The sequence below is a fragment of the Streptomyces sp. NPDC048415 genome (assembly GCF_040651675.1).
Classification (GTDB): Bacteria; Actinomycetota; Actinomycetes; order Streptomycetales; family Streptomycetaceae; genus Streptomyces.
This window is the reverse complement of sequence record NZ_JBEZKJ010000001.1, coordinates 215,052-240,179: the sequence shown is the minus strand read 5'-3', so window position 1 is coordinate 240,179 and position 25,128 is coordinate 215,052. Positions and strand designations below refer to the sequence as shown.

At 70.2% G+C, this 25,128-nt stretch carries 24 protein-coding genes and 1 pseudogene; 14 read left to right on the top strand and 11 right to left on the bottom strand.

The window, feature by feature from the left end:
- Positions 1 to 42: 42 nt before the first annotated feature.
- Complete coding sequence (locus AB0D27_RS01095) at positions 43 to 231, top strand: hypothetical protein (RefSeq protein WP_362500825.1); 189 nt, start codon at positions 43 to 45, stop codon at positions 229 to 231.
- Between the two features lie 51 nt (positions 232 to 282).
- On the opposite strand, the gene AB0D27_RS01090 is transcribed toward AB0D27_RS01095, so the two are convergent.
- Together AB0D27_RS01090 and AB0D27_RS01085 are read right to left on the bottom strand one after the other, a co-directional pair.
- Positions 283 to 1,122 carry a hypothetical protein gene (locus tag AB0D27_RS01090; RefSeq protein ID WP_362500824.1) on the bottom strand — a complete coding sequence of 280 codons (840 nt, stop codon included), beginning with the start codon at positions 1,120 to 1,122 and terminating at the stop codon, positions 283 to 285.
- 133 nt (positions 1,123 to 1,255) lie between these two features.
- Entirely contained in the window at positions 1,256 to 1,561 is a 306-nt protein-coding gene (locus AB0D27_RS01085; protein ID WP_362500925.1) for a hypothetical protein, read from the bottom strand.
- A 107-nt stretch (positions 1,562 to 1,668) separates the two neighbouring features.
- On the opposite strand from AB0D27_RS01085, the gene AB0D27_RS01080 reads away from it, so the two are divergent.
- Positions 1,669 to 2,559, top strand: coding sequence for an oxygenase MpaB family protein (locus AB0D27_RS01080; protein WP_362500924.1), 891 nt, complete (start codon positions 1,669 to 1,671; stop codon positions 2,557 to 2,559).
- Here the strand turns inward: AB0D27_RS01080 and AB0D27_RS01075 are convergent.
- On the bottom strand, positions 2,536 to 3,069 hold the full coding sequence (locus tag AB0D27_RS01075) for a PadR family transcriptional regulator (RefSeq protein WP_362500823.1): 534 nt from the start codon (positions 3,067 to 3,069) through the stop codon (positions 2,536 to 2,538). The two genes, AB0D27_RS01080 and AB0D27_RS01075, sit on opposite strands and share 24 nt — an antisense overlap.
- Positions 3,070 to 3,177: 108 nt before the next feature.
- Here AB0D27_RS01075 and AB0D27_RS01070 point away from each other — a divergent pair, with 108 nt between their 5' ends.
- Positions 3,178 to 3,936 carry an alpha/beta hydrolase gene (locus AB0D27_RS01070; RefSeq protein WP_362500822.1) on the top strand — a complete coding sequence of 253 codons (759 nt, stop codon included), beginning with the start codon at positions 3,178 to 3,180 and terminating at the stop codon, positions 3,934 to 3,936.
- Between the two features lie 4 nt (positions 3,937 to 3,940).
- Here the strand turns inward: AB0D27_RS01070 and AB0D27_RS01065 are convergent, their stop codons facing one another.
- Complete coding sequence (locus tag AB0D27_RS01065; protein WP_362500821.1) at positions 3,941 to 4,540, bottom strand: class I SAM-dependent methyltransferase; 600 nt, start codon at positions 4,538 to 4,540, stop codon at positions 3,941 to 3,943.
- Between the two features lie 152 nt (positions 4,541 to 4,692).
- Between AB0D27_RS01065 and AB0D27_RS01060 the strand changes: the two genes are divergently transcribed.
- The 5 genes from AB0D27_RS01060 (at position 4,693) to AB0D27_RS01040 (ending at position 9,637) form a co-directional block, all read left to right on the top strand.
- Positions 4,693 to 5,466 (top strand): MHYT domain-containing protein, encoded by a 774-nt coding sequence (locus AB0D27_RS01060; protein WP_362500820.1) that lies wholly within the window; start codon positions 4,693 to 4,695, stop codon positions 5,464 to 5,466.
- Between the two features lie 63 nt (positions 5,467 to 5,529).
- Positions 5,530 to 8,064 (top strand): sensor histidine kinase, encoded by a 2,535-nt coding sequence (locus AB0D27_RS01055; protein WP_362500819.1) that lies wholly within the window; start codon positions 5,530 to 5,532, stop codon positions 8,062 to 8,064.
- Complete coding sequence (locus AB0D27_RS01050; RefSeq protein WP_327426871.1) at positions 8,061 to 8,498, top strand: roadblock/LC7 domain-containing protein; 438 nt, start codon at positions 8,061 to 8,063, stop codon at positions 8,496 to 8,498. Before AB0D27_RS01055 ends, AB0D27_RS01050 begins: the two co-directional genes overlap by 4 nt.
- 19 nt (positions 8,499 to 8,517) lie before the next feature.
- The gene (locus tag AB0D27_RS01045) at positions 8,518 to 8,931 is read left to right on the top strand and encodes a DUF742 domain-containing protein (protein WP_362500818.1); all 414 of its coding nucleotides are present in this window, start codon (positions 8,518 to 8,520) and stop codon (positions 8,929 to 8,931) included.
- Between the two features lie 100 nt (positions 8,932 to 9,031).
- Positions 9,032 to 9,637, top strand: a complete 606-nt coding sequence (locus tag AB0D27_RS01040; protein WP_362500817.1) for an ATP/GTP-binding protein — start codon at positions 9,032 to 9,034, stop codon at positions 9,635 to 9,637.
- Between the two features lie 47 nt (positions 9,638 to 9,684).
- Here AB0D27_RS01040 and AB0D27_RS01035 read toward each other — a convergent pair whose 3' ends face one another.
- Positions 9,685 to 10,113 (bottom strand): PPOX class F420-dependent oxidoreductase, encoded by a 429-nt coding sequence (locus AB0D27_RS01035; RefSeq protein ID WP_362500816.1) that lies wholly within the window; start codon positions 10,111 to 10,113, stop codon positions 9,685 to 9,687.
- A 95-nt stretch (positions 10,114 to 10,208) separates the two neighbouring features.
- Between AB0D27_RS01035 and AB0D27_RS01030 the strand changes: the two genes are divergently transcribed.
- Positions 10,209 to 10,622, top strand: a complete 414-nt coding sequence (locus AB0D27_RS01030; protein ID WP_362500815.1) for a roadblock/LC7 domain-containing protein — start codon at positions 10,209 to 10,211, stop codon at positions 10,620 to 10,622.
- Positions 10,623 to 10,749: 127 nt separating this feature from the next.
- Complete coding sequence (locus AB0D27_RS01025; protein WP_362500814.1) at positions 10,750 to 11,724, top strand: DUF6397 family protein; 975 nt, start codon at positions 10,750 to 10,752, stop codon at positions 11,722 to 11,724.
- Positions 11,725 to 11,741: 17 nt separating this feature from the next.
- Here the strand turns inward: AB0D27_RS01025 and AB0D27_RS01020 are convergent, their stop codons facing one another.
- Together AB0D27_RS01020 and AB0D27_RS01015 are read right to left on the bottom strand one after the other, a co-directional pair.
- Positions 11,742 to 12,608 (bottom strand): acyl-CoA thioesterase II, encoded by an 867-nt coding sequence (locus tag AB0D27_RS01020; protein ID WP_362500813.1) that lies wholly within the window; start codon positions 12,606 to 12,608, stop codon positions 11,742 to 11,744.
- Between the two features lie 19 nt (positions 12,609 to 12,627).
- A complete protein-coding gene (locus AB0D27_RS01015; RefSeq protein WP_362500812.1) occupies positions 12,628 to 15,141 on the bottom strand; it encodes a DUF3516 domain-containing protein in 2,514 nt (837 codons plus the stop codon).
- Positions 15,142 to 15,286: 145 nt separating this feature from the next.
- On the opposite strand from AB0D27_RS01015, the gene AB0D27_RS01010 reads away from it, so the two are divergent.
- A complete protein-coding gene (locus AB0D27_RS01010) occupies positions 15,287 to 16,081 on the top strand; it encodes a metal-dependent hydrolase (protein ID WP_362500811.1) in 795 nt (264 codons plus the stop codon).
- A 113-nt stretch (positions 16,082 to 16,194) separates the two neighbouring features.
- On the opposite strand, the gene AB0D27_RS01005 is transcribed toward AB0D27_RS01010, so the two are convergent.
- The 4 genes from AB0D27_RS01005 to AB0D27_RS00990 form a co-directional block, all read right to left on the bottom strand.
- On the bottom strand, positions 16,195 to 16,470 hold the full coding sequence (locus AB0D27_RS01005) for a type B 50S ribosomal protein L31 (protein ID WP_362500810.1): 276 nt from the start codon (positions 16,468 to 16,470) through the stop codon (positions 16,195 to 16,197).
- Between the two features lie 30 nt (positions 16,471 to 16,500).
- Positions 16,501 to 16,971 (bottom strand): DUF5709 domain-containing protein, encoded by a 471-nt coding sequence (locus AB0D27_RS01000; RefSeq protein WP_362500809.1) that lies wholly within the window; start codon positions 16,969 to 16,971, stop codon positions 16,501 to 16,503.
- A 231-nt stretch (positions 16,972 to 17,202) separates the two neighbouring features.
- On the bottom strand, positions 17,203 to 18,984 hold the full coding sequence (locus tag AB0D27_RS00995) for an ABC transporter ATP-binding protein (RefSeq protein WP_362500808.1): 1,782 nt from the start codon (positions 18,982 to 18,984) through the stop codon (positions 17,203 to 17,205).
- Positions 18,981 to 20,822 (bottom strand): ABC transporter ATP-binding protein, encoded by a 1,842-nt coding sequence (locus tag AB0D27_RS00990; protein ID WP_362500807.1) that lies wholly within the window; start codon positions 20,820 to 20,822, stop codon positions 18,981 to 18,983. The genes AB0D27_RS00995 and AB0D27_RS00990 overlap by 4 nt, the downstream gene beginning before the upstream one ends.
- A gap of 184 nt (positions 20,823 to 21,006) precedes the next feature.
- Here AB0D27_RS00990 and AB0D27_RS00985 point away from each other — a divergent pair, with 184 nt between their 5' ends.
- The 3 genes and pseudogenes from AB0D27_RS00985 (at position 21,007) to AB0D27_RS00975 (ending at position 25,025) form a co-directional block, all read left to right on the top strand.
- A complete protein-coding gene (locus AB0D27_RS00985; RefSeq protein ID WP_362500806.1) occupies positions 21,007 to 21,747 on the top strand; it encodes a hypothetical protein in 741 nt (246 codons plus the stop codon).
- A gap of 119 nt (positions 21,748 to 21,866) precedes the next feature.
- Positions 21,867 to 23,465 (top strand): peptide-N4-asparagine amidase, encoded by a 1,599-nt coding sequence (locus tag AB0D27_RS00980; RefSeq protein ID WP_362500805.1) that lies wholly within the window; start codon positions 21,867 to 21,869, stop codon positions 23,463 to 23,465.
- A 152-nt stretch (positions 23,466 to 23,617) separates the two neighbouring features.
- Positions 23,618 to 25,025: pseudogene (locus AB0D27_RS00975) on the top strand (cation:dicarboxylase symporter family transporter).
- Positions 25,026 to 25,128 lie beyond the last annotated feature (103 nt).

The following is a 25,128-nucleotide window of genomic DNA, read 5'->3' as shown; positions in this document are numbered from 1 at the left end:
CCCGCCGGCGCGCGGGATGCACACGCGTCCTCGCTCGCGGGCATGCCATCGGCCCGCGAGCGGGGACGCGCGGCCGAACCCACTCCTGGAGCCGGCGCCCTGAACCAGGCCGGGCCGCGCCGGGCCGCCCCCTGGTGCGCATGGTGCGCCGAACTCGACGCCCTACGCGCGTACGGCGATCACGGCACCGCGATGGGCGCCCTTGTCGTCGGCCCGGGCGGGAGCAGCTGACAAGAGCCATCGAGAGGGGCCGCGCCACCGGGTTCCGCGTGGCACGGCCGCTCAGCTGGGGCGTACCGCCATCTTGTCGAGGGACTCAAGGAGGCCGGGCAGTTCCGGTCCGCGACCAACGGGCAGGACCTCTCCAGGCTCTTCGTCGAGGAGAACGAACGCGATGTCGTCGGTCCTGGCGACCAAGGACCAGCCGGGGCCGTCGGCGCGCAGGGTCCGGGCATCGCCCGTGGCGAAGGACGAGCGGACACGGCCGAGCGGAGGCGGCGTGTCCACGTAGGAGCGCGCCTCCGCGAGGACCCGGCGGACGCCGCTGCGCGGCTCGTTGGCGTCGCCCTCCTCCTGAGCGACGTCCGCGGCATGCGCCGAACCGTCCGAGGTCACGAAATCGCTGTCGTCGATCTGCTCCCGCCAGGTCGCCCACTGCAGGGCGATCTCGTCGGCGCCGAGACGCCGCTGAGCCGGCCCCCAGGCAGAGGTGTCCGGTGGGCTGAGCGGGGGCCGCTCCGTGAGCTCGGGCGCGGGGTCGTGCGGGGCCGGCACCCCGGGGGCGGAGACGGCCACTTCAAGGGGCCAGCCGGGCAGGGCGGCGACGACCGTCCGCTCGTCCGGCGACAGGTCGTGTTCCATCCCGCAGTCCCACGACGCGATGGCGACGGCGACCAGCGAGACATCGTCGACGACGACGGTCCACCGCGCGCCCTCCTCGTCCTGGCCGAGCACGAGGCCGTACCCGTCGGCGAGTGGCGCGAGGCCGAGCGCCGCACAGGCCTCCGGGTAGTCGTCCCCCAGCACGCTGGGGAACTTCGCGGGTGTCAGCAACACCGCCGTCAGCACATACAGCGCGTCGTCGTCCCCGCTGGCGACGGCGTCGTCGTCCGTCCCGGCCATCCCAGCCTCCCCATCGCTACGTCCGTCGGCGCACCCTAATGCGACCGGGAGGTGCTTGTCACGATCCCGAAACACACGCGGAGCTGCAGTTATCCGACTGGACAGGGGCGAAACGACCCTTCGGACTCCCCGGTCAGGCCCCGGGCAGTCCGAGCAGCGTGCGGGCCACCGTCCCCGGCGACTCGTCGCGCTCCCGCGCCAGGGCGATGACGGCCCGGCAGGCCAGCTCGTTCACCCCGAATGACAAGGCCTCCGGCGACACCCAGCCGGCAGCCTCGTCGATCCGGTCCTGGTCGTCCTCCGCGCAGGCCGACACATACTCCGCGGCCGCTTCGAACAGGTTGTGCGTACGCTTCTGCGGCTCCGGCGCCACGGGCCGCCGCTCCTCGGGCCGCTCGGCCGTCTTCTTGCGCCACATCTTGCGGAGTCTGCCGAACATGCGTGACATCGGGCCACCTTCCCCCTGTGCGAGTGCCATCGCTGAACGTTCATCTGCTGCTACTCAACGTAGAGTTGGAGCTTCGGTGGCAGAAGGGGGACGGCCAGGTGATGCGTTTCGAGCGGCTCGAACGGATCCGGCGGATGGACCCGGAGAAGGAGGCGTCCGAGATCTACCGGCTCACCTCCGCGTACGAATTCCCCTGGGACGTCACCCGCGCCCTGGAACTGGCGCTCTACCGCACCTACGCCGTCCCCAGCATCGGCCGGCTGCTCGCCGAGACGGCGGAGCTCACCGACCGCCCCCAGAAGCGGTACGACGACACCGCGCTGCTGCTCGACGCCATCGTCGAGCACGGCTTCGACGGCGAAGAGGGCCGGACCGCGATCCGCCGCGTCAACCAGATGCACCGCAGTTACGACATCAGCAATGAAGACATGCGGTACGTGCTCTGCACCTTCGTGGTGATGCCCAAACGGTGGATCGAGACCTACGGGTGGCGCAGATTGTCACGCCACGAGATCGTCGCGTCCACCGTTCACTACCGCACTCTCGGACGACACATGGGCATCAAGGGCATCCCCGAGACCTACGAGGATTTCGAGGCCTGTCTCGATGCCTACGAAGAGGCCAACTTCGGATGGGACGAGGGTGCGCGACGCGTCTCCGACGCGACCTTGGACCTGATGGCGTCCTGGTATCCGCGTCCGCTCGCCCCGCTGTTGCGCACCGCCACCCTCGCGTTGCTCGACGAACCGCTGCTGCGCGCCTTCCGATACGAGCCCCCGGGCGCCGTCACGCGTGCGCTGGTCCGCGGTGCGGTACGCGCGCGTGGCCGACTGGTCCGGCTGATGCCCCCGCGCCGTTCCCCGCACTTCGCCAGGCAGAACTGGGAGATCAAGGGTTACCCGGACGGCTACCGTGTCGCCGAGCTGGGCACATGCCCGGTGCCGGGCGTGCGGGGTTGCCCCGTCTCACCGGCCGCCTTCGTCGAGTGAGTCGATCGTGGCCCGCAGCCAGGCCAGTTCGGCCTCGCTCGTGGCCCGCGCGATGGTGAGGATGCCGCGTCGGAAGGGGTCCTCCAACTCCTCGGCGCACAGCGGCCGGTCGCCGTCGTAGAAGAAGCTCGCGGGCTCCTCCAGGAAGGCGAGTCTGCGCCGCAGCACGGCTGCCTGCGCGATCGGGTCGTCCAGGTGCCTGAGGAAGGCGAGCACCGTGAACCAGCGGTTCTCGTCGGTGATGTCGCGCCGCGCCGGCTCCGCGAGCCGGCGGCGCAGTTCGCGTCGGCCCTCCTCGGTGAGTGTCAGGACGTGCCGTGGGGCGGCCACCGAGCCGGGCTGGGTGGCCCGCTCGAGCAGGCTCGCCTTCTCCAGCCGCTTGATAGCGGGATACAGCGTGCTCTCGGCCACGGGTTTCACATGTCCGGTCAGCGCGGTGATGCGCTTGCGCAGCTCATAGCCGTGCAGCGGTGCGTCGTACAGAAAACCGAGGATGGCCAGCTCCAGCATGCCCATATTCTGCCGCATCCTCGTTGTACATCGTTTCATCTATACATCGGAAGCGATGTATCCTCCTGGAGGCATGGGAAACGCTGAATCGGCGCAGGGGAGAGCGGCATGAAACAGGCCGAGTTCGACGGCAAGGGAAGCCAGATCCGCTGGACGGAGGCGGCGGGCACCGAACCGGCGCGCGTGTACGTGCACGGCCTGGGCTCGTCATCCACGGTCTACCACGCCCACATCGCGGCCCGCCCCGAACTGGCCGGCCGCCGCACCCTGTTCGTCGACCTGCCCGGTCACGGCATCAGCGACCGACCCGCGGACTTCGGATACACCCTGGAGAATCACGCGGAGGCCTTGGCGGCGGCCCTGGACGCGGCCCATGTCACCGGGGCGGAACTCGTCGCGCACAGCTTGGGCGGTGCCGTCGCCATCGTGCTCGCCCACCGGCGGCCCGACCTCGCCTCGCGACTGGTCCTGACGGAGGCCAACCTCGACCCGTGCCCCCCGGTCACCGCGGGCAGCAGCGGCATCGCCTCCTACGAGGAGGACGACTACGTCGAGAACGGCGGCCACGCGCGCGTGCTGGACAAGATCGGCCCCTTCTGGGCGGCCACCATGCGACTTGCCGATCCGCGCGCCCTGCACCGCACGGCGACGGCGCTTCGGCGCGGCACGAACCCCACGATGCGTCAGATGCTCGAAGAGCTGACCGCGGACCGCGTCTACCTCCAGGGTGAGCTCAGCGGTGAACTCCCGGGCCGGCATGGCCTGGAGGCCGCCGGAGTACAGGTCATGACCGTGCCCGGCGCCGGGCACAACGTCATGTTCGACAACCCCGACGTCTTCGCGGCGGAGATCGCCGGTGGGGTCTGACGCCTCAGCCGCGGCGTACCGCCAGCGCGAGGAAACGGGCGTCCTCATCGACGTACGACGTCATGTCCCAGCCGGAGCCCGCCAGCAGCGGACGCAGATTGGCCTCCGCGCGCAGGTCCTCCGGGGTGATCCGCCTGCCCTGGCGGGCCGCGAGCGCCGCCCGGCCGATCGGGTGGAAGAGCGCCAGGATGCCGCCGGGACGCACCACCCGGGCCAACTCGCGGAGGTTTTCAGCGGGGTTCGGCAGGTGGGCGATGAGTCCCGCCCCGAAGACCGCGTCAAGTGATGTCGTGCGCAAAGGCAGCCCGGCGACGTCGGCGAGCAGCAGCTGCCCGTCGCGATCCCGTCCTGCTCGTACGGCGGCCTCCAGCATGGCCGGGGTGAGATCCGCCCCGATGACTACTCCGCAGGCGCCGACGGCCGCTCGCAGCGGCGGCAGGGCGCGTCCGGTGCCGCAGCCCGCGTCGAGGACGCGGTCGCCCTCGCTCAGCCCCATGGCGGCGACGGCGGCCGCGTACGCCGGTCCGTCGTCGGGGAACCGGGTGTCCCAGTCGGCCGCGCGTGCCGTGAAGAACTCCTGGACGTGTGTGTGGTTGTCGCTCATGCTGCGCATGATCCCTCACCGACAGGAAGGACGAATCGGCGCACACGTTCGAGCGTGACGCGATCGTTCAGGTACATCTCTTCGTCATATTCCAACAGCTTTCGAAATGCGCCCCCGATGTGCGCCCCTGTGCGGACTAGCGTGCCTGAGCCATGGGACACCTGGACCACGCCGCCTTCGGCTGGCTGACCCCCGCGCTGTCGTATGTGATGGCCTGTATCGGCGCCGCCCTGGGGCTGCGCTGCACGGTCCGTGCGCTCGGCGCCACCGGGCGGTCGCGCCGCAACTGGCTGCTCACCGCCGCCTCCGCGATCGGTACCGGCATCTGGACGATGCACTTCGTGGCGATGCTGGGCTTCAGCGTCAGCGGCACGGAGATGCGCTACAACGTGCCGCTGACCATCCTCAGCCTGCTCGTCGCCATGGCCGTCGTCGGCGCGGGCGTCTTCGCCGTCGGCTACGGCCGCGACCGGGGTCGCGCCCTCGTCCTCGGCGGACTGACCACCGGGCTCGGCGTCGCGAGCATGCACTACCTGGGCATGGCCGCGCTGCGGCTGCACGGCCAGGTGCACTACGACCCCGCGCTGGTCGGGCTCTCCGTCGTGATCGCCGTGGTCGCGGCGACCGCGGCCCTGTGGGCGGCGCTCAACATCAAGTCGCCGGTGGCGGTCGCCGTGGCCTCTCTCGTCATGGGAGGTGCGGTGAGCAGCATGCACTACACCGGAATGATGGCGGTGAGCGTGCGCGTCAGCCCCTCCGGCGAGGCCCTCCCCGGGGCCACGGCGATGCAGTTCATCTTCCCCCTCGCCGTCGGCCTCGGGTCCTACCTCTTCCTGACATCGGCGTTCGTCGCGCTGTCCCCGACCTCCGATGAACGGGAAGCATCCGCATCGGCCCAGCGGCCGGTCGAGAGCGTCGCCCGCTGACGGCGGCCCCGGAGCCACGACGGTCCGGAAGGCACGCCCCGAACCTTTCCGAGCGAGGAGGCCATGCGTACACCCCGTAGGACCCCCACAGCGGGCGCCGAGCCGCCGCCCCAGCCCCTGGCACGCGGTCGCCGCGCGCACGCCGGTCCGCCGGCCGACGAGGACGCGGACCCCGACGAGACCGTCACGTGGACGCCGCCGGAGCGGGCCCCGCGCGCGGGAGGGTGGCGCATCCGGCCGCGCACCGTACGCGCCAAGATCGTCTGCCTGTTGATGGTGCCGGTCATCTCGCTGCTCGCCCTGTGGGCGTACGCCACGGTGAGCACTGCCCAGGACGTCGCGCGGCTACGGCAGCTGCAACGCGTGGACTCCACGGTCCGAGCCCCGGTCGACGATGCCGTCGCCGCGCTGCAGGCCGAACGCGCTGCCGCCGTCCGCTACGCCACCGACCCCGCCGCCGAGCAGCCCAGCGACCTCAAGGAGCTGGCACGGCACACCGACCGCGCCGTGGCGAAGCTGCGCCTGGGCGACCACGACACCGTGGCCGAGGGTGCCGAGCTGCCCGAAGGAGTGGCCGGGCGCCTCGACGCCTTCGTCAGCGGAGCCGAGGGACTGCGGTCCCTGCGCACCGCTGTGCTGGACCGCCGCACCGGATGGGACGAGGCCTACGGGCAGTACACCAAGGCCATCTCGTCAGCCTTCGGCGTGGGCGGCGCGCTCACCGGCATCCAGGACGCGGACCTCGGTTCCGACGCGCGCGTGCTGCTCGAATTCTCCCGGGCCGGCGAAGCGCTCGCCCAGGAGGACACGGTGCTGTCCGGAGCCCGGCTCGCCGGGAGCCTCGACGGCGAGCGGCTGCGGCTGTTCACGGGTGCCGTCGAGACCCGCCGTACGCTGACGGACTCCGCCGTAGCGGATCTTCGCGGGCCTGAACGAGCCGCCTGGCACGGCCTCGTGGAGGGCAGCGCATACGCCGATGTACGCGCCGTCGAGGACAAGGTGCTCGTCTCCCGACCCGGTGGCAAGGCGATCGACGCCGCGCCGGAAGCCGACTGGAACTCGGCCCACGCGCGCGTGCAGAACGGAATGCGCACGATCGAGGCGGACGCGGGACGCGGGGTCGCCGACCGGGCCGACCCGTTCAAGCGCGGTCTGCTCACCCCAGCAGGTGCCGCCGTGCTCTTCGGACTCGTCGCCGTCCTCGCGTCGCTCGTCATCTCCGTACGCATCGGACGGGGCCTCGTCGTCGAACTGGTGAGTCTGCGCAACAGCGCCCTGGAGATCGCGCGCCGCAAGCTTCCGCAGGCGATGCGCAGACTGCGGGCGGGAGAGGAGATCGACGTCCGCGCCGAGGCCCCGCCCGGGCCGCCCTCGGAGGACGAGACCGGACAGGTCGCGGAAGCCCTGGGCACCGTGCACCGAGCCGCCCTGAGCGCCGCCGTCGAACGCGCGGAGCTCGCCAGCGGAATCTCCGGAGTCTTCGTCAATCTCGCCCGTCGCAGCCAGGTCCTCGTGCACCGTCAACTGAGCCTGCTGGACAGCATGGAACGCAGGTCCGAGGATCCCAACGAGCTGAGCGACCTGTTCCGCCTCGACCACCTCACCACACGGATGCGGCGTCACGCGGAGAGCCTGATCATCCTCTCCGGAGCCGCGCCGGGCCGTGCCTGGCGCATACCGGTCTCACTGACGAGCGTCGTCCGCGCGGCCGTCTCCGAAGTCGAGGACTACGCGCGCGTGGAGGTACGACAACTCCCCGAGGCATCCGTGGTCGGGGCCGCGGTGGCCGACCTCACGCACTTGCTGGCGGAAATCGTCGAGAACGCCGCTCAGTTCTCGCCGCCGCACACCCGGGTGCGGATCACCGGTGAGCCTGTCGGCAACGGCTACGCGATCGAGGTCGAGGACCGAGGGCTCGGCATGGGCAAGGAGACGCTCGCCGAGGCCAACCGGCGCATCGAGCAGTCGGAGGCGCTCGATCTGTTCGACAGTGACCGGCTCGGCCTCTTCGTGGTCAGCAGACTCGCGGCCCGGCACGGCATCAAGGTGCACCTGCGGACCTCGCCGTACGGCGGCACCACCGCGGTCGTGTTGCTGCCCACGGCGCTGCTCCATGGCGGCGGGGCGGAACGTTCCCCCCGCAGGAGCGACACCGAAAGGCCCGGGGAGCGCGAGTACGCGCGCGTGTCGGCGGCCCCGGAACACGACTCCGTCCACGCCGTCACCGAGCGGCCCGCCCTGGTGCCACCGGTCCGGAGCGTCCCCGAAGCCCCCGTGAACGGCTCGCCGGAAGACCCGCCCCCTGGAGTGACCACGCTGCGGCTGCACCATCCTCCGAGCGACTCCGAAGAATCCGACGGCCTACCGCGGCGCGTACGTCAAGCGAGCCTCGCCCCCCAACTGCGCGAACAACGCCCCGAGGAGCCGGTGGAAACGCCGGGCCCCCATGGCGACGACGAGCGCACTCCCGAACTCGTACGGGACCGCATGGCGGCCTACCGCGACGGCTGGGCCCGCGGCGGCGGCAGGTCACCCGGCCGCGGTGCCATCCCCGGCCCCGAAGCGGGCAGCGACAGCAGTGAAGGAGACCCTGCATGATCCAGGACCCGAGCATGAGGGCCGCCCAGCGGTCCGGCGAACTCGACTGGTTGCTGGACGACTTGGTGCTGCGCGTGGCCGAGGTGCGACACGCCGTGGTCCTGTCGAACGACGGACTCGCGGTGGGCGCCTCCACCGGTCTGCGGCGCGAGGACGCCGAACACCTTGCCGCCGTCGCCTCCGGATTCCACAGCCTGGCCAAGGGCGCGGGCCGCCACTTCGGCGCCGGCGGGGTACGTCAGACGATGGTGGAGATGGACGACGGGTTCCTGTTCGTCGCCGCGGCGGGGGACGGTTCGTGCCTGGCCGTCCTCACCGCCGTCACGGCCGACATCGGCCTGGTGGCGTACGAGATGGCGCTGCTGGTCAAGCGCGTCGGCGAGCACCTCTACACGCCACCGCGCGTCGCCGCGCAGCCGCCCGCCGCCGGATGACCGAGGACGGTCGGTACAGATGACCGAGGACACGCCGGGCGCCCCGCCGCAGCCGGGCAGCCAGTGGTACGACAACGAGGCCGGACCCCTCGTCCGCCCCTACGCGATGACGGGCGGGCGCACCAAACCCGGCCCCACCGGGGTGCGCTTCGACCTGATCGCCCTGGTCACGCTCGACACGGCCGCGCCCGGTGTCGACGGCGACACCTCGCTCGGTCCGGAGCACCGGGCGCTGATCGAACTGTGCCGTAGCGAGACCCAGTCGGTGGCGGAACTGGCCGCGGGCGCCGACCTACCGGTGGGCGTGGTCAGGGTGCTCCTCGGCGACCTCCTGGAGCTGGGCTGCGTCACGGTCAGCCGTCCGGTGCCGCCCGCGCAACTGCCCGACGAGCGGATCCTCCGCGAGGTGATCGAAGGACTGAGGGCGCTCTAGATGAACCACCCCGGGCTCTTCTGTAGAGATACCGAACCGCATTCCGCACAGATGTACTACCGACGTCGACCGTTGTCGACACTCCCGAGAGAAGTGATCGATGGTCTCCGAGAACTCCGATGCCTCGGAGGGCGAGATGACCGCCCTGGCATTGAAGATACTGGTCGCCGGCGGATTCGGCGTGGGCAAGACCACTTTGGTGGGCGCGGTCAGTGAGATCAGGCCGCTGCGCACCGAGGAACTGCTGAGCGAGATGGGACAGTCGGTGGACGACACCGACGGCGTGGACCAAAAGGTCACGACCACCGTCGCCATGGACTTCGGACGCATCACCATCAGGTCCGGCCTCTCGCTCTACCTGTTCGGCACACCCGGCCAGGACCGCTTCTGGTTCCTGTGGGACGAGCTCTCGCAGGGCGCCCTCGGCGCCGTCGTCCTCGCGGACACCCGCCGACTCGAGGACTGCTTCCCGGCGGTCGACTACTTCGAGCACCGGCACATCCCGTTCGTGGTGGCCGTCAACTGCTTCGTGGGCGCCCGTACCTACGGCGCTCAGGACGTGTCCCGCGCCCTCGACCTCGACCGGGGTACACCGGTGGTGCTCTGCGACGCCCGTGACCGTGACTCGGGGAAGGAGGTGCTGATCCGACTCGTCGAGTACGCCGGGCGGGTGCACACCGCCCGGCTGCTCGACTCCGTCGGCTGATGTCGGGAGCGCACGCTCCCGGGGCGATCGGGCGCGGACCGATGCCCTCAGTCGGCCACAGCGGAGTAGGCCAGAACTTTCTCGATCCTTACGCGTACCAGGAGTTCACCGGGCACGCCGTTGCGTTTGCCGAACTCCTCCGCGCGTTCCTCGCCCATGTAGCGGGCGCCGATCCGCGCGGCCCAGTGCCGCAATTCGTCGAGATCCTCCGAAAGGACGGCCCGCCCCTCCAGCACGACGAAGTCGAAGGGCGGCCTGTCTTCGTCCACGCACAGTGCCACCCGGCCGTCCCGGGCCAGGTTCTTTCCCTTGACACTCTCCTTTCCGGTGTTGAAGACCACGTCCTCGCCGTCCAGCAGAAACCAGATCGGGGTCACATGCGGACTTCCGTCGGCCCGGACGGTGGCCAGCTTCCCCGTGCGGGTTCCCTGCGAGACGAACGTCCGCCATTGCTCGTCGGTCATCTTCTGTGCCATGCCGTCCATCCTCCTTGCCCGGACGACGGCTGTGGGGAAGGCTGGCTGGTCAGACCTCCGACCAGGGGGAAGAGACATCACGGGGAGACCGGATCATGCCGCAGAACACGGGACTCGGCTGGCTGCTGGACGACCTCACCGAGCGCGTCGAACACATACGGCACGCGTTGGTGCTGTCCAACGACGGCCTGGTGACGGGCGCGAGTACGGGACTTCGGCGCGAGGACGCCGAACATCTCGCCGCGGTCTCGTCCGGTCTGCACAGCCTGGCCAAGGGTTCCGGTCGTCATTTCGGTGCGGGTCAAGTGCGCCAGACCATGGTGGAGTTCGACGACGCGGTGCTCTTCGTCACCGCGGCCGGCACGGGCAGCTGTCTGTGTGTCCTCAGCGCCGCGGAGGCCGACATCGGCCAGGTCGCCTATGAGATGACTCTGCTCGTGAACCGCGTCGGCGAACACCTCCGCGTGGACGCGAGGCAGCCGGAAGGCACCCCCACCGTAGACCTCTGACCTGCACAGACGTCCATGCGGTCAAAGTTATCCACAGCCTCGCCACGATGTCCGCCGGGCCGGATACGGTTTTTCTCGAAGCGAGCGCACGCCAGCGCGAGCAACGACTCCACGGGGGAGAACCGCCATGTCCGGCCACACGATCACGCAGTCCGCCACGTCCTCACTCAGCCGCGCCGCGCGAGAACTGGAGCTCAGGCGCGGCGAGTTCGACCTCGCCCTGCACCTCGGGTGCGTCCGTACGCTTCCCGACGAAGGCGGCGGCGGACGCCGCGTCGCGCGCACGGAGATCGATCGGGTGCGCTCCGAGGACGGCTTTCCTGAGGCCCTGCGCGAGCGCGTCAAGTCCGTCGGTACTACGGAAGCCGCAGCCCTCATGGGGGTGACGACCGCCAGGTTCACGCGCTTCGCGCGACTGGGGCTGGTGGTGCCGGTGAAATTTTATCTCAACCGCTACAGGGCTGTGGTCTGGCTCTATCTCGCCGAGGAACTGCGGCAGTTCGCCGCCGACGAGCAGAACGTGCCGCTGCTGAGCGGTCGTACCCCCGAGGGACTTCGCGATCAGTTGGAGGCCGGCCTGGACCTTCGCCCCCGAAACTGGCGGGGTCGGCACATGGGATTCCTGCTGCGGCAGACCGCGGACCCCTGGGCGCGTGCCGCGGTTGTGGCATCCCTGCTGGACCCCGTTCAGGTGGCGGAGATCGTCAAGGATCCGTACGAGCGCGCCTATCTGAACCGTTTCCGGCCCGAGCGGCCCTCGCACGGGATGCCGGACTCGCCCGCCGCGCACCTCGTCGCGCGGATCATGACGGCCGAGGATCCCGACGAGATCAGCTGGCTCCGGGCCGACTTGGGGCATGCGCTCGCCGAAGCACGAGAGCTGCGTTCCGCGCCCCGCCCGACACCGAAGGCCTCTTCGTCGGTCGTCGTCACACCATCCGTGGCCGCACCACCGGAGGCTTCACGGCCGGGACCGGACGCGCCGCACGTACCACCCCCGCTCTCGCGGCCGGGTCCTGCCGATCGGGAAGATCGGCCCGCGACGGAGGAGTGCGAGCGGCCACGGAGGCTGCTCGGTTGGCTGCGCCGCAGAAACCCGTGACACCGTCCGACGCAGTCCTACAGAGCCCGGAAGAGCCCCTCCTGCACGACCGAGACGAGCAGGCGTCCCTCCACGTCGTAGATGCGCCCGCGGGCCAACCCGCGTCCGCCCGTCGCGATCGGGGACTCCTGGTCGTACAGGAACCACTCGTCCGCGCGGAACGGCCGGTGGAACCACATGGCGTGGTCCAGCGAGGCCATGTCGAAGCCGCGCGGACCCCACAGCGGCTCCACCGGGATACGGACGGCGTCCAGGAGGGTCATGTCGCTCGCGTACGTGAGAGCGCAGGTGTGCACGAGCGGATCGTCGCCCAAGGGGCCGACGGCACGCATCCACACCGCGCTGCGCGGCTCGGCGTCCTTGATCTCCTCGGGGGTCCACCGCAGCCCGCCCACATAGCGGGTGTCGAACGGCTGACGCCGCGCCATGCGCTCCAACGCATCGGGGAGCGCCCCCAGATGTTCCTTGATCTCCTGCGCCACCGTCGGCAGCGACTCCGGGTCCGGAACCGCGCGGGCCGGCGGCAGCTGGTGTTCGAAGCTCCCTTCCTCAGGCTTGTGAAAGGAGGCGGTCAGATTGAAGATCGTGCGTCCCTGCTGCACCGCGGTGACGCGGCGCGTGGTGAACGACCGCCCGTCCCGCACCCGTTCGACCTGGTACACGATCGGTACGCCCGGTCGGCCCGGGCGCAGGAAGTACGCGTGCAGCGAGTGCACCGGGCGGTCGCCTTCGGTGGTGCGTCCCGCGGCGACCAGCGCCTGTCCCGCCACCTGGCCGCCGAAGACCCGCTGCAGCGACTCCTGCGGGCTGCGGCCACGGAATATGTTGACCTCGATCTGCTCCAGGTCGAGCAGGTCGACGAGCCTCTCGGCTGGGTTCGTCATGTCTGGGATTCTCCTGAGTTCACAGCTGTCCGACGTCGGTGACCTTGACGACGGCGCGGCCCTCCGCGTCGGAGGCCACGAGATCGACCTCCGCGCTGATGCCCCAGTCATGATCGCCGTTCGGGTCGGCGAAGGTCTGACGGACGCGCCACAGCCCGTTCTGCGGCTGCTCCTCGATCGACAACAGCTTGGGACCTCGGGCGTCGGGACCCGTGCCGAGGTCCTCGTACTCGTCCCAGTACTTGTCCATCGCCTCGCCCCAGGCATCGGTGTCCCAGCCGGATTCGGCGTCCATCTCGCCCAGCTCGTCGACGTTGTCGAGAGCGGCGAGCTCGACCCGGCGGAACATGGCGTTGCGGACGAGGACGCGGAAGGCGCGGGCGTTGCCGGTGACCGGCCTGACCTGGTCGGCCTTCTCCTGCGCCTCCTCGGCCGTCATCTCCTCGGGGTTGGCGAGCTGTTCCCACTCGTCGAGAAGGCTGGAGTCGACCTGGCGCACCATCTCGCCCAGCCAGGCGATCAGATCCTCCAGATCCTCGGACTTTCGGTCGTCCGGGACGGTGTGCTCGAGAGCCTTGTAGGCGCTCGCCAGGTAGCGCAGGACAATGCCCTCGGTGCGCGCGAGCTCGTAGAAGGAGACGAACTCGGTGAAGGACATCGCGCGTTCGTACATGTCGCGGATCACGGACTTCGGCGACAGCGGATGGTCGCCGACCCACGGATGGCTCTTGCGGTAGGTGTTGTACGCGTGGAAGAGGAGCTCCTCCAGCGGCTTGGGGTAGGAAACGTCCTGGAGCCGCTCCATGCGCTCCTCGTACTCGATGCCGTCCGCCTTCATCGCGGCCACGGCCTCACCACGCGCCTTGTTCTGCTGGGCCGCGAGGATCTGTCGCGGATCGTCCAGCGTCGACTCGACGACGGACACCATGTCCAGCGCGTACGAGGGGGATTCGGGGTCCAGGAGCTCGAACGCGGCGAGCGCGAAGGTCGACAGCGGCTGGTTCAGCGCGAAGTCCTGCTGAAGATCGACGGTGAGGCGCACGATGCGGCCGGTCGGGTCCGGCTCGTCGAGCTTCTCGACGATGCCGCCGTCGAGGAGGGAGCGGTAGATGGCGATCGCCCGCCGGATGTGCCGCAGCTGCTGCTTGCGCGGCTCGTGATTGTCCTCCAGCAGGTGCCGCATCGCCTCGAAGGCGTTGCCGGGCCGGGCGATCACCGACAGCAGCATGGTGTGCGTCACGCGGAAGCGCGAGGTCAGCGGCTCGGGATCGGAGGTGATGAGCTTCTCGAAGGTGTTGTCCGTCCAGCCGACGAAACCCTCGGGAGCCTTCTTGCGCACCACCTTGCGGCGCTTCTTCGGATCGTCGCCCGCCTTGGCGAGTGCCTTCTCGTTCTCGATGACGTGCTCGGGCGCCTGCGCCACGACGAAGCCCGCCGTGTCGAAGCCCGCCCGCCCGGCACGGCCGGCGATCTGGTGGAACTCGCGGGCCCGCAAGGTCCGCACTCGGTTGCCGTCGTACTTCGCCAGCGCCGTGAACAGCACCGTGCGAATGGGGACGTTGACGCCGACGCCGAGGGTGTCCGTGCCGCAGATGACCTTCAGGAGACCCGCCTGGGCGAGCTTCTCCACCAGTCGACGGTACTTGGGCAGCATGCCCGCGTGGTGCACGCCGATCCCGTGGCGCACGTAACGGGAGAGGTTGCGGCCGAACTTGGTGGTGAAGCGGAAGTTGCCGATCAGCTCGGCGATCTGGTCCTTCTCCTCGCGGGTGCACATGTTGATGCTCATCAGCGCCTGCGCCCGCTCCACGGCCTGCGCCTGGGTGAAGTGCACGATGTAGACCGGAGCCTGCTTGGTCGCGAGCAGCTCGGTCAGCGTCTCCGTGAGCGGAGTGAGCACGTACTCGTAGGAAAGGGGTACGGGCCGGGTGGCCGAACGGACCACGGACGTGGGACGGCCGGTCCGCCGGGTGAGGTCCTTCTCGAACATCGCGACGTCGCCGAGCGTCGCGGACATAAGGATGAACTGCGCCTGGGGCAGTTCCAGGATCGGGATCTGCCAGGCCCAGCCGCGGTCGCCCTCCGCGTAGAAGTGGAACTCGTCCATCACGACCTGGCCCACGTCGGCGTGCTTGCCGTCCCGCAGTGCGATGGAGGCCAGTACCTCGGCGGTGCAGCAGATCACGGGGGCGTCGGAGTTCACGGAGGCGTCGCCGGTCAGCATGCCGACGTTCTCGGTGCCGAAGATCTTGCACAGCTCGAAGAACTTCTCCGAGACGAGCGCCTTGATCGGTGCCGTGTAGAAGGTGACCTCGTCGCGGGCGAGCGCCGCGAAGTGCGCACCCGCGGCGATCATGCTCTTGCCCGACCCGGTGGGCGTCGAGACGATCACGTTCGCACCCGAGACCACCTCGATCAGCGCCTCCTCCTGATGGGGGTAGAGCGTGAGACCGCGTTCCTGGGCCCACGACTCGAAGGCTTCGTAGAGGGCGTCGGGATCTGCGGTCTGCGGCAGCTGATCGATAAGGGTCACGCACCCATCTTGCCTGTCAACCCGCTCGATGGGGGAATCGGATGCTCATCCGAAGATCACGAACGCTACGCTGTGGCGCCGACGAAGCGTCAGCGCACACGGGCAACTGGACAGCGGCACCACACGAATGGGGCGGGGAACGGTCATGATGGGACCAGCACACTCACTGTCGGGAGCCGCGGCCTGGCTCGGCGTCGGAGCGGCGGCCGCCGCGGCCGGACATACCATGCCCTGGCCGGTCCTCCTGGTCGGCGCGCTGATCTGCGCCGGCGCCGCGCTCGCCCCCGATCTGGACCACAAGGCGGCCACCATCTCGCGCGCCTTCGGACCCGTCTCACGGGGCCTGTGCGAGATCGTCGACAAGCTTTCGTACGCCGTCTACAAGGGGACCAAGAAGCAGGGCGACCCCCGGCGCTCCGGTGGCCACCGCACGCTGACGCACACCTGGCTGTGGGCGGTGCTGATCGGCGCCGGCACTTCGGTCCTGGCGATCACCGGCGGCCGCTGGGCGGTCCTGGCCATTCTCTTCGTACACATGGTGCTCGCCATCGAGGGGCTGCTGTGGCGGGCCGCCCGCGGTTCCAGCAGCGACATCCTGGTCTGGCTCCTCGCCGCCACGAGCGCCTGGATCCTCGCCGGAATCCTGGACAAACCGGGCAACGGCTCGGACTGGCTCTTCACCGCTCCGGGCCAGGGATACCTGTGGCTCGGGCTCCCGATCGTGCTCGGTGCGCTGGTGCACGACATCGGGGACGCCCTGACGGTCTCCGGCTGCCCGATCCTGTGGCCCATCCCGGTCGGCCGCAGGCGCTGGTATCCGATCGGCCCGCCCAAGGTGATGCGTTTCCGCGCCGGCAGCTGGGTCGAGCTCAAGGTGCTGATGCCTGTGTTCATGCTGCTCGGCGGGGTGGGCTGCGCGGCGGCGCTCAACTTCATCTGACGAGCGCCGCCCGACGGCCGGACTCGGGGGCCAGGACAGGTGGGAGTGGGCCGGGCGGGGGTGGGTTGCGCGCTGCTGCTGAGCCGGGGGCCGCGGGCGGTCGAGGCGTCCGCTCAGGCGGTGTCGCTCGTGTCGGATGCCTGTCCAGCGCCCCCGTACCGTCGCTCGAACCGGGCGATTCGTCCCTCCGTGTCCACGGTCCGGGCTTTGCCGGTGTAGAAGGGGTGGCTCTCGGAGGAGATCTCTACGTCCACGACCGGGTAGGTCTCGCCGTCGTCCCATTCGATGGTCTGGTCGCTCGTCGCGGTGGAGCGGGTGAGGAAGGCGTAGCCGGCGGCGCGGTCGCGGAAGACGACGGGGTGGTAGTCGGGCTGCTTGTCCTTCTGCATGGGTGCTCCTCGGGGGAGAGGGAGGGTCGGTCAGCCGGACAGGGTGTCCTCGTCGACGATGTGCATCGCGGCCTCCTCGGCCGAGGCCGCGGCGCCGTCGATGCCCACGTCGGTGGCGATGAGCCCACTCTCCTCGTCCTCGTGCGCCCCTTCGTCGGGGGCCACGAGACGGCCGGAGCGGGAGGCGCCCACCTCGTTGTCGAGGGGTTCGCCGTCGGTGCCCTGGCAGTCACCGATGCCGTCTCCGCCGGCTTCGGCGATGTCGGGCAGTTCCTCCGCGAGGCGCTGGTCCAGGGTCTCGCCCTCCCGGCGTTCCGCGACGGTCACCCCGGGGTGCTCCACCGCCCAGGGCCGCTCCGGCGGCGACCAGCCACGGTCGAGGGGATCATCAACGCCGTCGGCGAGCAGGGTGTCCTCGACGTCGAGCAGCCCCGCGTCGTCCTGTACCTCGGATCCGTCGGGCTGGTAGACGTCGTCTCCCCATCCGTCGGCGCTGTCCACGGGTACCTCCAGGGAGTGCTGGGCCGGTGCCGCCGCACTCGACGGCGGGCGCGCAGGCCGCTGGACACAGGCGTCGCCTCATGCGAACCGGGTGGTTCCCGTGGGTCCCCCGAGCCGGTGCCCACGTCCAGCCTTCCACTCCCCTTCGGCACCGCGCAACGCCACACGGTCCGACCATGCGAGCGCCCCGCAGACGAAACGAGTCGCCCGCGAGGGCACCGGGCTGCGCACTCACCCGTGCCAGGACTGCCACAGCGCCGCGTACGCGCCGTCGGCGGCGACCAACTGATCGTGGCTGCCCATTTCGCTGATGCGGCCGTTCTCGACGACGGCGATGACGTCCGCATCGTGCGCGGTGTGCAGCCGGTGCGCGATGGCGACGACGGTGCGGCCGTCGAGCACGCGCGCCAGAGAGCGTTCCAGATGGCGGGCCGCGCGCGGGTCGAGGAGCGACGTCGCCTCGTCCAGGACGAGCGTGTGCGGATCGGCCAGTACCAGTCGGGCCAGCGCGATCTGCTGGGCCTGGGCCGGGGTGAGGGCAAGCCCGCCCGAGCCGACCTCGGTGTCCAGGCCGTCGTCCAGCGCCCGCGCCCAGCCGTCGGCGTCGACCGCGCCGAGCGCCGCCCAGAGCTCGGCGTCGACGGCGCCCGTCCGGGCGAGCAGCAGGTTGTCGCGGAGGGAGCCCACGAAGACGTGGTGCTCCTGGTTGACCAGGGCGACGTGGGAGCGCACGTCCTCGGCGGGCATCCGGGACAGTTCGGCGCCGCCCAGGGTGATCCGGCCGTCCCGGGGTGCGTAGATGCCGGCGAGCAGCCTGCCCAGCGTGGACTTGCCCGCTCCGGACGGGCCGACCAGGGCGAGCCTGGTGCCCGGCGCGACCTCGAGAGACACCTTCCGCAGCACGTCCACGCCCGCTCGGTAACCGAAGTGCACCCGATCCGCGCGCACGTCGCGCCCGTCCGGCGCCACATCCGGGTCGCCCGCGTCCGGCTCGATGTCCCGGACACCCACCAGCCGGGCCAGCGAGACCTGGGCGACCTGCAGCTCGTCGTACCAGCGCAGGATGAGGTTGACCGGGTCGACGAGCATCTGCGCGATGAGCGCGCCCGTCGTCAGCTGGCCCACGCCGATCCACCCCCGCAGGACGAACACCCCGCCGATCATGAGGACCGAGCAGAGGACCGTGGCATGCGTGATGTTGATGACCGGGAAGAGCACCGAGCGCAGCCAGAGGGTGTAGCGCTCCCAGGCCGTCCACTCCTTGACCCGGCGATCCGACAGGGCGATACGGCGCTCGTCCAGGCGGTGGGCCTCGACGGTGCGACCGGCGTCCACAGTCTCGGCGAGGACGGCCGCGACAGCCGCGTAACCGGCGGCCTCCGAGCGATAGGCGGACGGCGCGCGCTTGAAGTACCAGCGGCAGCCGACCACCAGGACAGGCACGGCGACGAGCAGGGTGGGTGCGAGCGGCGGTGCCGTCACGGCGAGTCCGCCGAGCAGCAGCACGGCCCACACCACGCCGATGGCCAGTTGGGGCACGGCCTCTCGCATGGCGTTGGCGAGCCGGTCGATGTCCGTGGTGATGCGGGACAGCAGGTCACCCGTTCCCGCGCGTTCCAGGACGCCGGGGGGCAGTCCCACCGACCGTACGAGGAAGTCCTCGCGCAGGTCGGCCAGCATCCGCTCGCCGAGCATGGCGCCGCGCAGCCGCACCTGGCGCACGAACACGGCCTGCACGACGAGCGCGGCGACGAACAGTGTGACGGTGCGCTCCAGATGGAGCTCACGCGCATGGTCCGAGACCCGCTCGACGAGCGAGCCCAGCAGATAGGGGCCGGCCATGGACGCCACCACGGCCACCGTGTTGACGGTGATGACCGACAGGAAGGCCCGGCGGTGCCGTTGGAACAGTTCGGCCACGTACGCGCGTACGGTCGCGGGGGCGCCGACGGGCAGAGTGTTCGCCGTCGTCGGGGCGGCCGGGTCGTACGCCGGTGGCGCCACGCCGATCATGCGGTCTCCTCGATTTCTTCCAGTACGCCGCCCAATGCGGCTTCATCGTGTGCGAGTACGCCGCCCAAGGCGGCTTCGGCGTCCCGTACGCCCCCGACCGCGGCCTCGTCCTCGGTTTCCCGGGTCACCACGGCTCGGTACCGCGGCTCCTGGTGCACCAGTTCGCGGTGCACACCCACCGCCGTGACCTCGCCCTCGTGGACCAGTACGACCCGGTCCGCGTGGTCGAGGAGCAGCGGCGAGGAGGTGAACACCACCGTGGTGCGCTCCGTACGCAGGGAGCGCACGCCGTCGGCGATCCGTGCCTCGGTGTGCGAGTCGACGGCGGACGTCGGCTCGTCGAGGACGAGGACCTCGGGGTCCGTGATCAGCGACCGGGCCAGCGCGAGACGCTGGCGCTGACCACCGGACAGGGAGCGCCCGCGTTCGGTGATGCGGGCGTCCATCGGGTCCTCGGCGTCCAGCGAGCCCTGGGCGAGCGCGTCCAGGACGTCGCCGCACTGCGCGGCCGTCAGCGCGGCCTCGGCGGTGACGAAACCCGACGCGGGCACGTCGAGGAGCTCGTGCAGCGAGCCGGACAGCAGCACCGGGTCCTTGTCCTGGACGAGGACGGCGGTACGCGCGGAGTCCAGCGGCAGTTCGTCCAGCGGAACTCCGCCGAGGAGCACCGAGATGCCCTCTTCGGAGGGGTGCCCGCCCAGCCGTTCGGCCAGCAGTCCCGCCGCGTCCGGGTCGCCGCACACCACCGCGGTGAGCCGGCCCGCAGGGGCGAGCAGCCCCGTCGCGGGGTCGTACAGATCGCCGCGCGGGACTTCAGCCGCACGTGATCCGGCGCTGTCCATGGCGCGTTCGAGGGACAGCACCCGCGCCGCTCGCTTGGCCGACGGGCGCGAGAAGGAGTAAGCCATCGCGATCTCTTCGAAATGGTGCAAGGGGTAGCTCAGGAGCATGACCGCGCTGTACACAGTGACCAGTTCGCCGACCGTGATCCGGCCGGCGCGGGCCAGGTGCACGCCGTGCCAGATGACGGCGATCAGCAGCAGACCGGGCAGCAGCACCTGAATGGCCGAGATCAGTGACCACATCCTGGCGCTGCGCACGGCCGCCCGGCGGACCTCCTGGGAGGCGCGGCGGTAGCGGTCGAGGAACAGTTCCTCGCCGCCGATGCCGCGCAGCACCCGCAGACCCGCGACGGTGTCCGAGGCCAGCTCGGTGGCGCGCCCGGCCTTCTCGCGCTGGAAGTCGGCGCGCCGGGTGGCGCGGGGGAGCAGCGGGAACACGGCGAGCGCCAGGACGGGGACGCCCACGGCGACGACCACGCCGAGCGCGGGCTGGTAGGCGACCAGGCCGACGCAGACCAGCACCACGGTCAGGGCCGCCGCCGCGAACCGCGACACGCCCTCCACGAACCAGCCGATCTTCTCGACGTCGCCGGTGGAGACCGCGACGACCTCACCGGCCGCGACGCGACGCGTCAGCGCGGCGCCCAACTGGGCGGTCTTGCGCGCCAGCAACTGCTGGACGCGGGCCGCCGCGGTGATCCAGTTGGTGACCGCGGTGCGGTGCAGCATGGTGTCGCCCAGCGCGATGCCCACACCGCACACCACCATCAGCCCGCCCGTCAGCGCCAACCGGGTGCCCGAGCGGTCGACGACGGCCTGGACGGCGAGGCCGACGCAGAACGGCAGGCCGGAGACGGACACGAAGTGCAGCAGACCCCACGCGAGGGACTTGAGCTGCCCGCCGAGCTGATTGCGGCCGAGCCACCACAGGAATCGGGGACCCGAGCGCGCGTCCGGCACACCCGGGTCGGGATACGGAAGGTCTTGAATCTGCATGACGTCCCAGTGGCTCGTGTCAGGGGGGGTGGCGGGAGCCGCGAAATTTCGGCAACCGACCGGCCGTGAAGGCCGGCAGCAAACCGTGAAAGGTTCGCGTCGCAGCACCGTGCGAGGCAAACGATTTTTTGGCTTCAGGGAAAGGAATCGGCCCGGCTTGCCCGTGGGTGCGACGATGGCTCGCATGCGGAAGAACGGTGCGATACGGACGGTGCTCGTCGCGGCGGCCTGCGGTCTGCTCGCCGCGCCCCTGTCCGCCTGCGGCGGCGCGGACCGTGGCGGGGCGAAGGGCGACGGCGGGTCCGGCGGCAAGGCCGGCCATGCCCGGGCGCGCAGCGTCGACTTGAAGCGTGTCCCTGACGTGGGGGATCGGTTGCAGGCCCGCATCCCGTCCAATTCCCGCCAGGTCGTGGCGGTCTACGGCGACGGCAAGGATTCCGCGGACTCCACGGTCGTCCTGTACACGAAGTCCGGCTCCACGTGGGACAAGACCCGCAGCTGGGCCGGGCACAACGGGAAGAAGGGCTGGACCACCGATCACCACGAGGGTGACAACCGCAGTCCTGTCGGCGTGTTCACGCTCAGCGACGCGGGCGGGGTGCTCGCCGACCCGGGCGCCCGGCTCCCGTACACCCGGTCGTCGTCCTTCCAGGCCCCGCGCTCCTGGGCGAAGTCGCACTGGCACGACTTCGACTACGTCATCGCCATCGACTACAACCGAGTCAAGGGCACCGTGCCGAACGACCCGACCCGGCCCGAGGGCCAGTCGAAGGGCGGGGGCATCTGGCTGCACATGGACCACGGCAGCGGTACGTCGGCGTGCGTGAGCCTCTCCAAGTCGGCCATGGCCTATCTGCTGCGCACGCTCGACCCGGATCAGCACCCTGTGGTGGTGATGGGGGACAAGGCGGATCTGAACGCCTAGTCGTCCTGGTGGAGCGGGCGGCACTACGGCATGGGGTACCCCAAGGCCGGAATCCCCTGACGCCGGGGTTTTCCGATGCCCCATTGCGGGCGGCCCGACTCCCCCGTAGAACACCGCACATGAGAAGACGGATCGTCATGTCCATGCTCGCCGGGCTGACCCTCGCGGTGAGTGCCCTCCTCGGGGCGAACCCGGTGTCCGCCGCCCAAGTGGCGGATCCACCCGCCGAGTTCGGCACCGACTGGCACGACCCTCTGACCGCCGCCCCGCCGATCAGCAAGCCTCCCGGCACGTCCTGCGAAGTGACGCTCGCCGAGGCGCAGTTCCGCGACTTCACGCCGTACAAAGGCACGTACGCGCCACCGACCGGCTGCGGCGACCACTGGAGCAAAGTGGTGCTGCGGCTCGACGGCAAGGTCAAGGGGCGGCAGTTCGACCGGCTCGGCTATCTGCGCGTCGGTGGCGTGGAGATCTTCCGTACGTCCACTCCGGAGCCCTCACCGGACGGCATCGAGTGGTCGGTCGAGAAGGACGTGACGCGCTACAGCGACACGTTCCGGCAGAGCCGCGACGTGGAGATGCTCATCGGGAACGTCGTCGACGACACGTACACCGGCGTCATCGACGTCAAGGTCACGCTGACGTTCTACGAGGGCAGGGCGGCCACGACGCCGGACCGTGTCCTCACCCTCCAGAACGGCACCCTCACCACACCGCGCAACAGTGAGCGCGTCGTCGCCGAGGTGTACGCGACCGGGTCGGGCGGCGGCTGTGAGGAGTTCTGGTATCTGACGGTGCCCACCTCGGCGCCGTACTCGTGCAAGGCGGACAAGGGCCCCTATCGCGAGGTGCAGATCAAGGTGGACGGCCGACTGGCCGGTATCGCCGAGCCGTTCCCGACCGTGTGGACCGGCGGCTGGTCCAACCCTTTCCTCTGGTACGTGATTCCGGGCCCGCGCGCCTTCGACGTCAAGCCCATCGAGTACGACCTGACACCCTTCGCCGGGCTCCTCAATGATGGCCGCCCACATCAGATCGACGTCTCCGTCGTGGGCGTCCCCGAGGGGCAGACCGGCTGGAGCACGCCGGTCAACGTGCTGGTCTGGCAGGACGCGCGGCGCGAGCGGGTGAGCGGTGCGCTCACCGAGAGCACGGCGAGCGACCTCGCCAACTCGTCCGTGTACACGCCCGGATCGGAGAACCGCCTCGACACCGAAGGCGGCCATCGGCTGACGGTCGCCGGATACGTCGACACCTCGCACGGCCGGGTGCGCACCACTGTCGGCCGCACACTGGCGAACACCTCCGTGCACCGCTGGACCGACGACGAGAACACGGACGGGCTCGAGGCCACCTGGACCGACGACGAGAAGGTCACCGTCGACGGGCGGGGACCGGCCCGGACGACCCGCACGCAGCGCACGTACACGATGCAGGGTACGACGACCCTCGGCGCGGACGACCGGCTGCGGACGGTTCTGACGCTCGGTGACCGGGCGTTCGCCGTCGAGGAGTTGGGTGGTCGGCGCAGCGCGTGGTCACGGCTCGACGACACCTATTCGGGCGACGCGACGTATACGGCCAACGTGCCCCGAGACCAGCGTCATGCGGTCGCCACGACGAGCGAGCGCTACCGGCTGTACGGCTCGGCCGGGTGCTACGACCGTGGCCTGGTCACCGTGCAGGGCGTGCTGACGCGGGACCGCAGCGACTGCTGAGCCCGAAGAGTCCACCGAGGGGGAACGGCGCGTCTGTTCCATGATTTACCTGGACGTGACACAGAGGTATCCGGCGGCAGCACGGGCTCCTCAAGAGTGATCGACGCGGAAGGGCGTTTCCGCATACCAGAAGTCCCCTCGGAGGAGTGCCAGTGCCGCCGTCTGTACCGTCCCCGCGACGCGTCGCGCACATACTGCGTACGTCATTGTTCGCGCAGGTCGCCTGCGCGCTCGTGCTCGGAATCGTCGTCGGAAGGTTGTGGCCCCGACACGGCCACGACCTTCCAGCCGCTCGGCGACGGTTTCGTGCGGCTCATCAAGGCGGTCATCTCACCGCTCGTGTTCTGCGTGGTCGTCGTGGGCATCACCAAGGCCGGTGATCTGAAGGCGTTCGGCCGGATCGGGCTCAAGGCACTGCTCTGGTTCGAGATCGCGAGCACGGCCGCACTGCTCATCGGTCTGGTCGCGGCCAACGTTGTCAGTCCGGGATCGGGTATGCACGCCGATCCGTCGAAGCTCGACGCCTCGGCGGTCGACGGCAAGACCGGTGGCGGTTCGCTGCCGTCGACCAGCGAGTTCGTCCTCGACGCGTTGCCGCAGAGCGCCGTCGGCGCCTTCGCCGAGAACTCGCTGCTCCAAGTCCTCGTCCTCGCGTGTCTGGTGGGGGCCGCGCTGCTGCACCTCGGCACCACCAAGGTGCCGAAGATCCTGCCCGCCGTCGAGCAGGTCCAGGACGTCGTCTTCGCGATCGTCGGCTTCATCATGAAGCTCGCCCCGCTCGCCGTGTTCGGTGCGATGGTCCACTTGGTGGGCGAGTACGGGCTCGGCGTGATCAAGACGTACGGCAAGCTGATCGTGCTGTGTTACGCGGTCGCGCTGCTCTTCCTCGCACTGCTCGCCGTCGCCCTGAAGGCGGTCACCGGGCTCAGCCTCTGGAAGTTCGTCCGCTACACCCGCGAGGAGATGCTGCTGGCGCTGGGCACCGCGTCCAGCGAGACGGTGATGCCGCGCATGATGCAGAAGCTGCGTCAGGCGGGCTGCCGTGACGACGCCGTGGGCCTTGTGCTGCCCACGGGGTATTCCTTCAACCTCGACGGCGCCTCGATCTACCTCTCCATCGGCACGCTGTTCATCGCCCAGGCCGTCGGCGTGGACCTCAGTCTGAGCCAGCAGATCACCGTGGTCCTGGTACTCATGCTGACCAGCAAGGGTATGGCGGGAGTGCCAGGTTCGGCCTTCCTCGCCCTGTCGGCGACCGCGTCCTCCCTCGGCGTCATCCCCGCCGGAGCCGTCGCGCTCCTCCTCGGCGTCGACCGGATCATGGACTCGATGCGCGTCACCACCAACCTGCTCGGCAACTGCGTCGCCGTCTTCGCGGTGTCCCGCTGGGAGGGTGCGCTCGACACGCAGCGGGCCAAGAAGGTGCTGGACAGGGAGATCGCGTTCGTGGAGGAGGACGACGAGCCGGAGGCGGAGGTGCCGGCGCGGCAGCCTGAGCTGGTGAAGGCCGTAGCGCCGGGGGAGACGGCGTCCAGGGAACCGGCGTCCGAGGCCGGCTGACGAACCAGGCGCGTGCCAGGGAATGGGCGGCCGAGGATGGTTGACGAACCAGGCGCCCGCCAGGGAATCGGCGGCCGAGGCCGGCTGACGAACCAGACGGCCC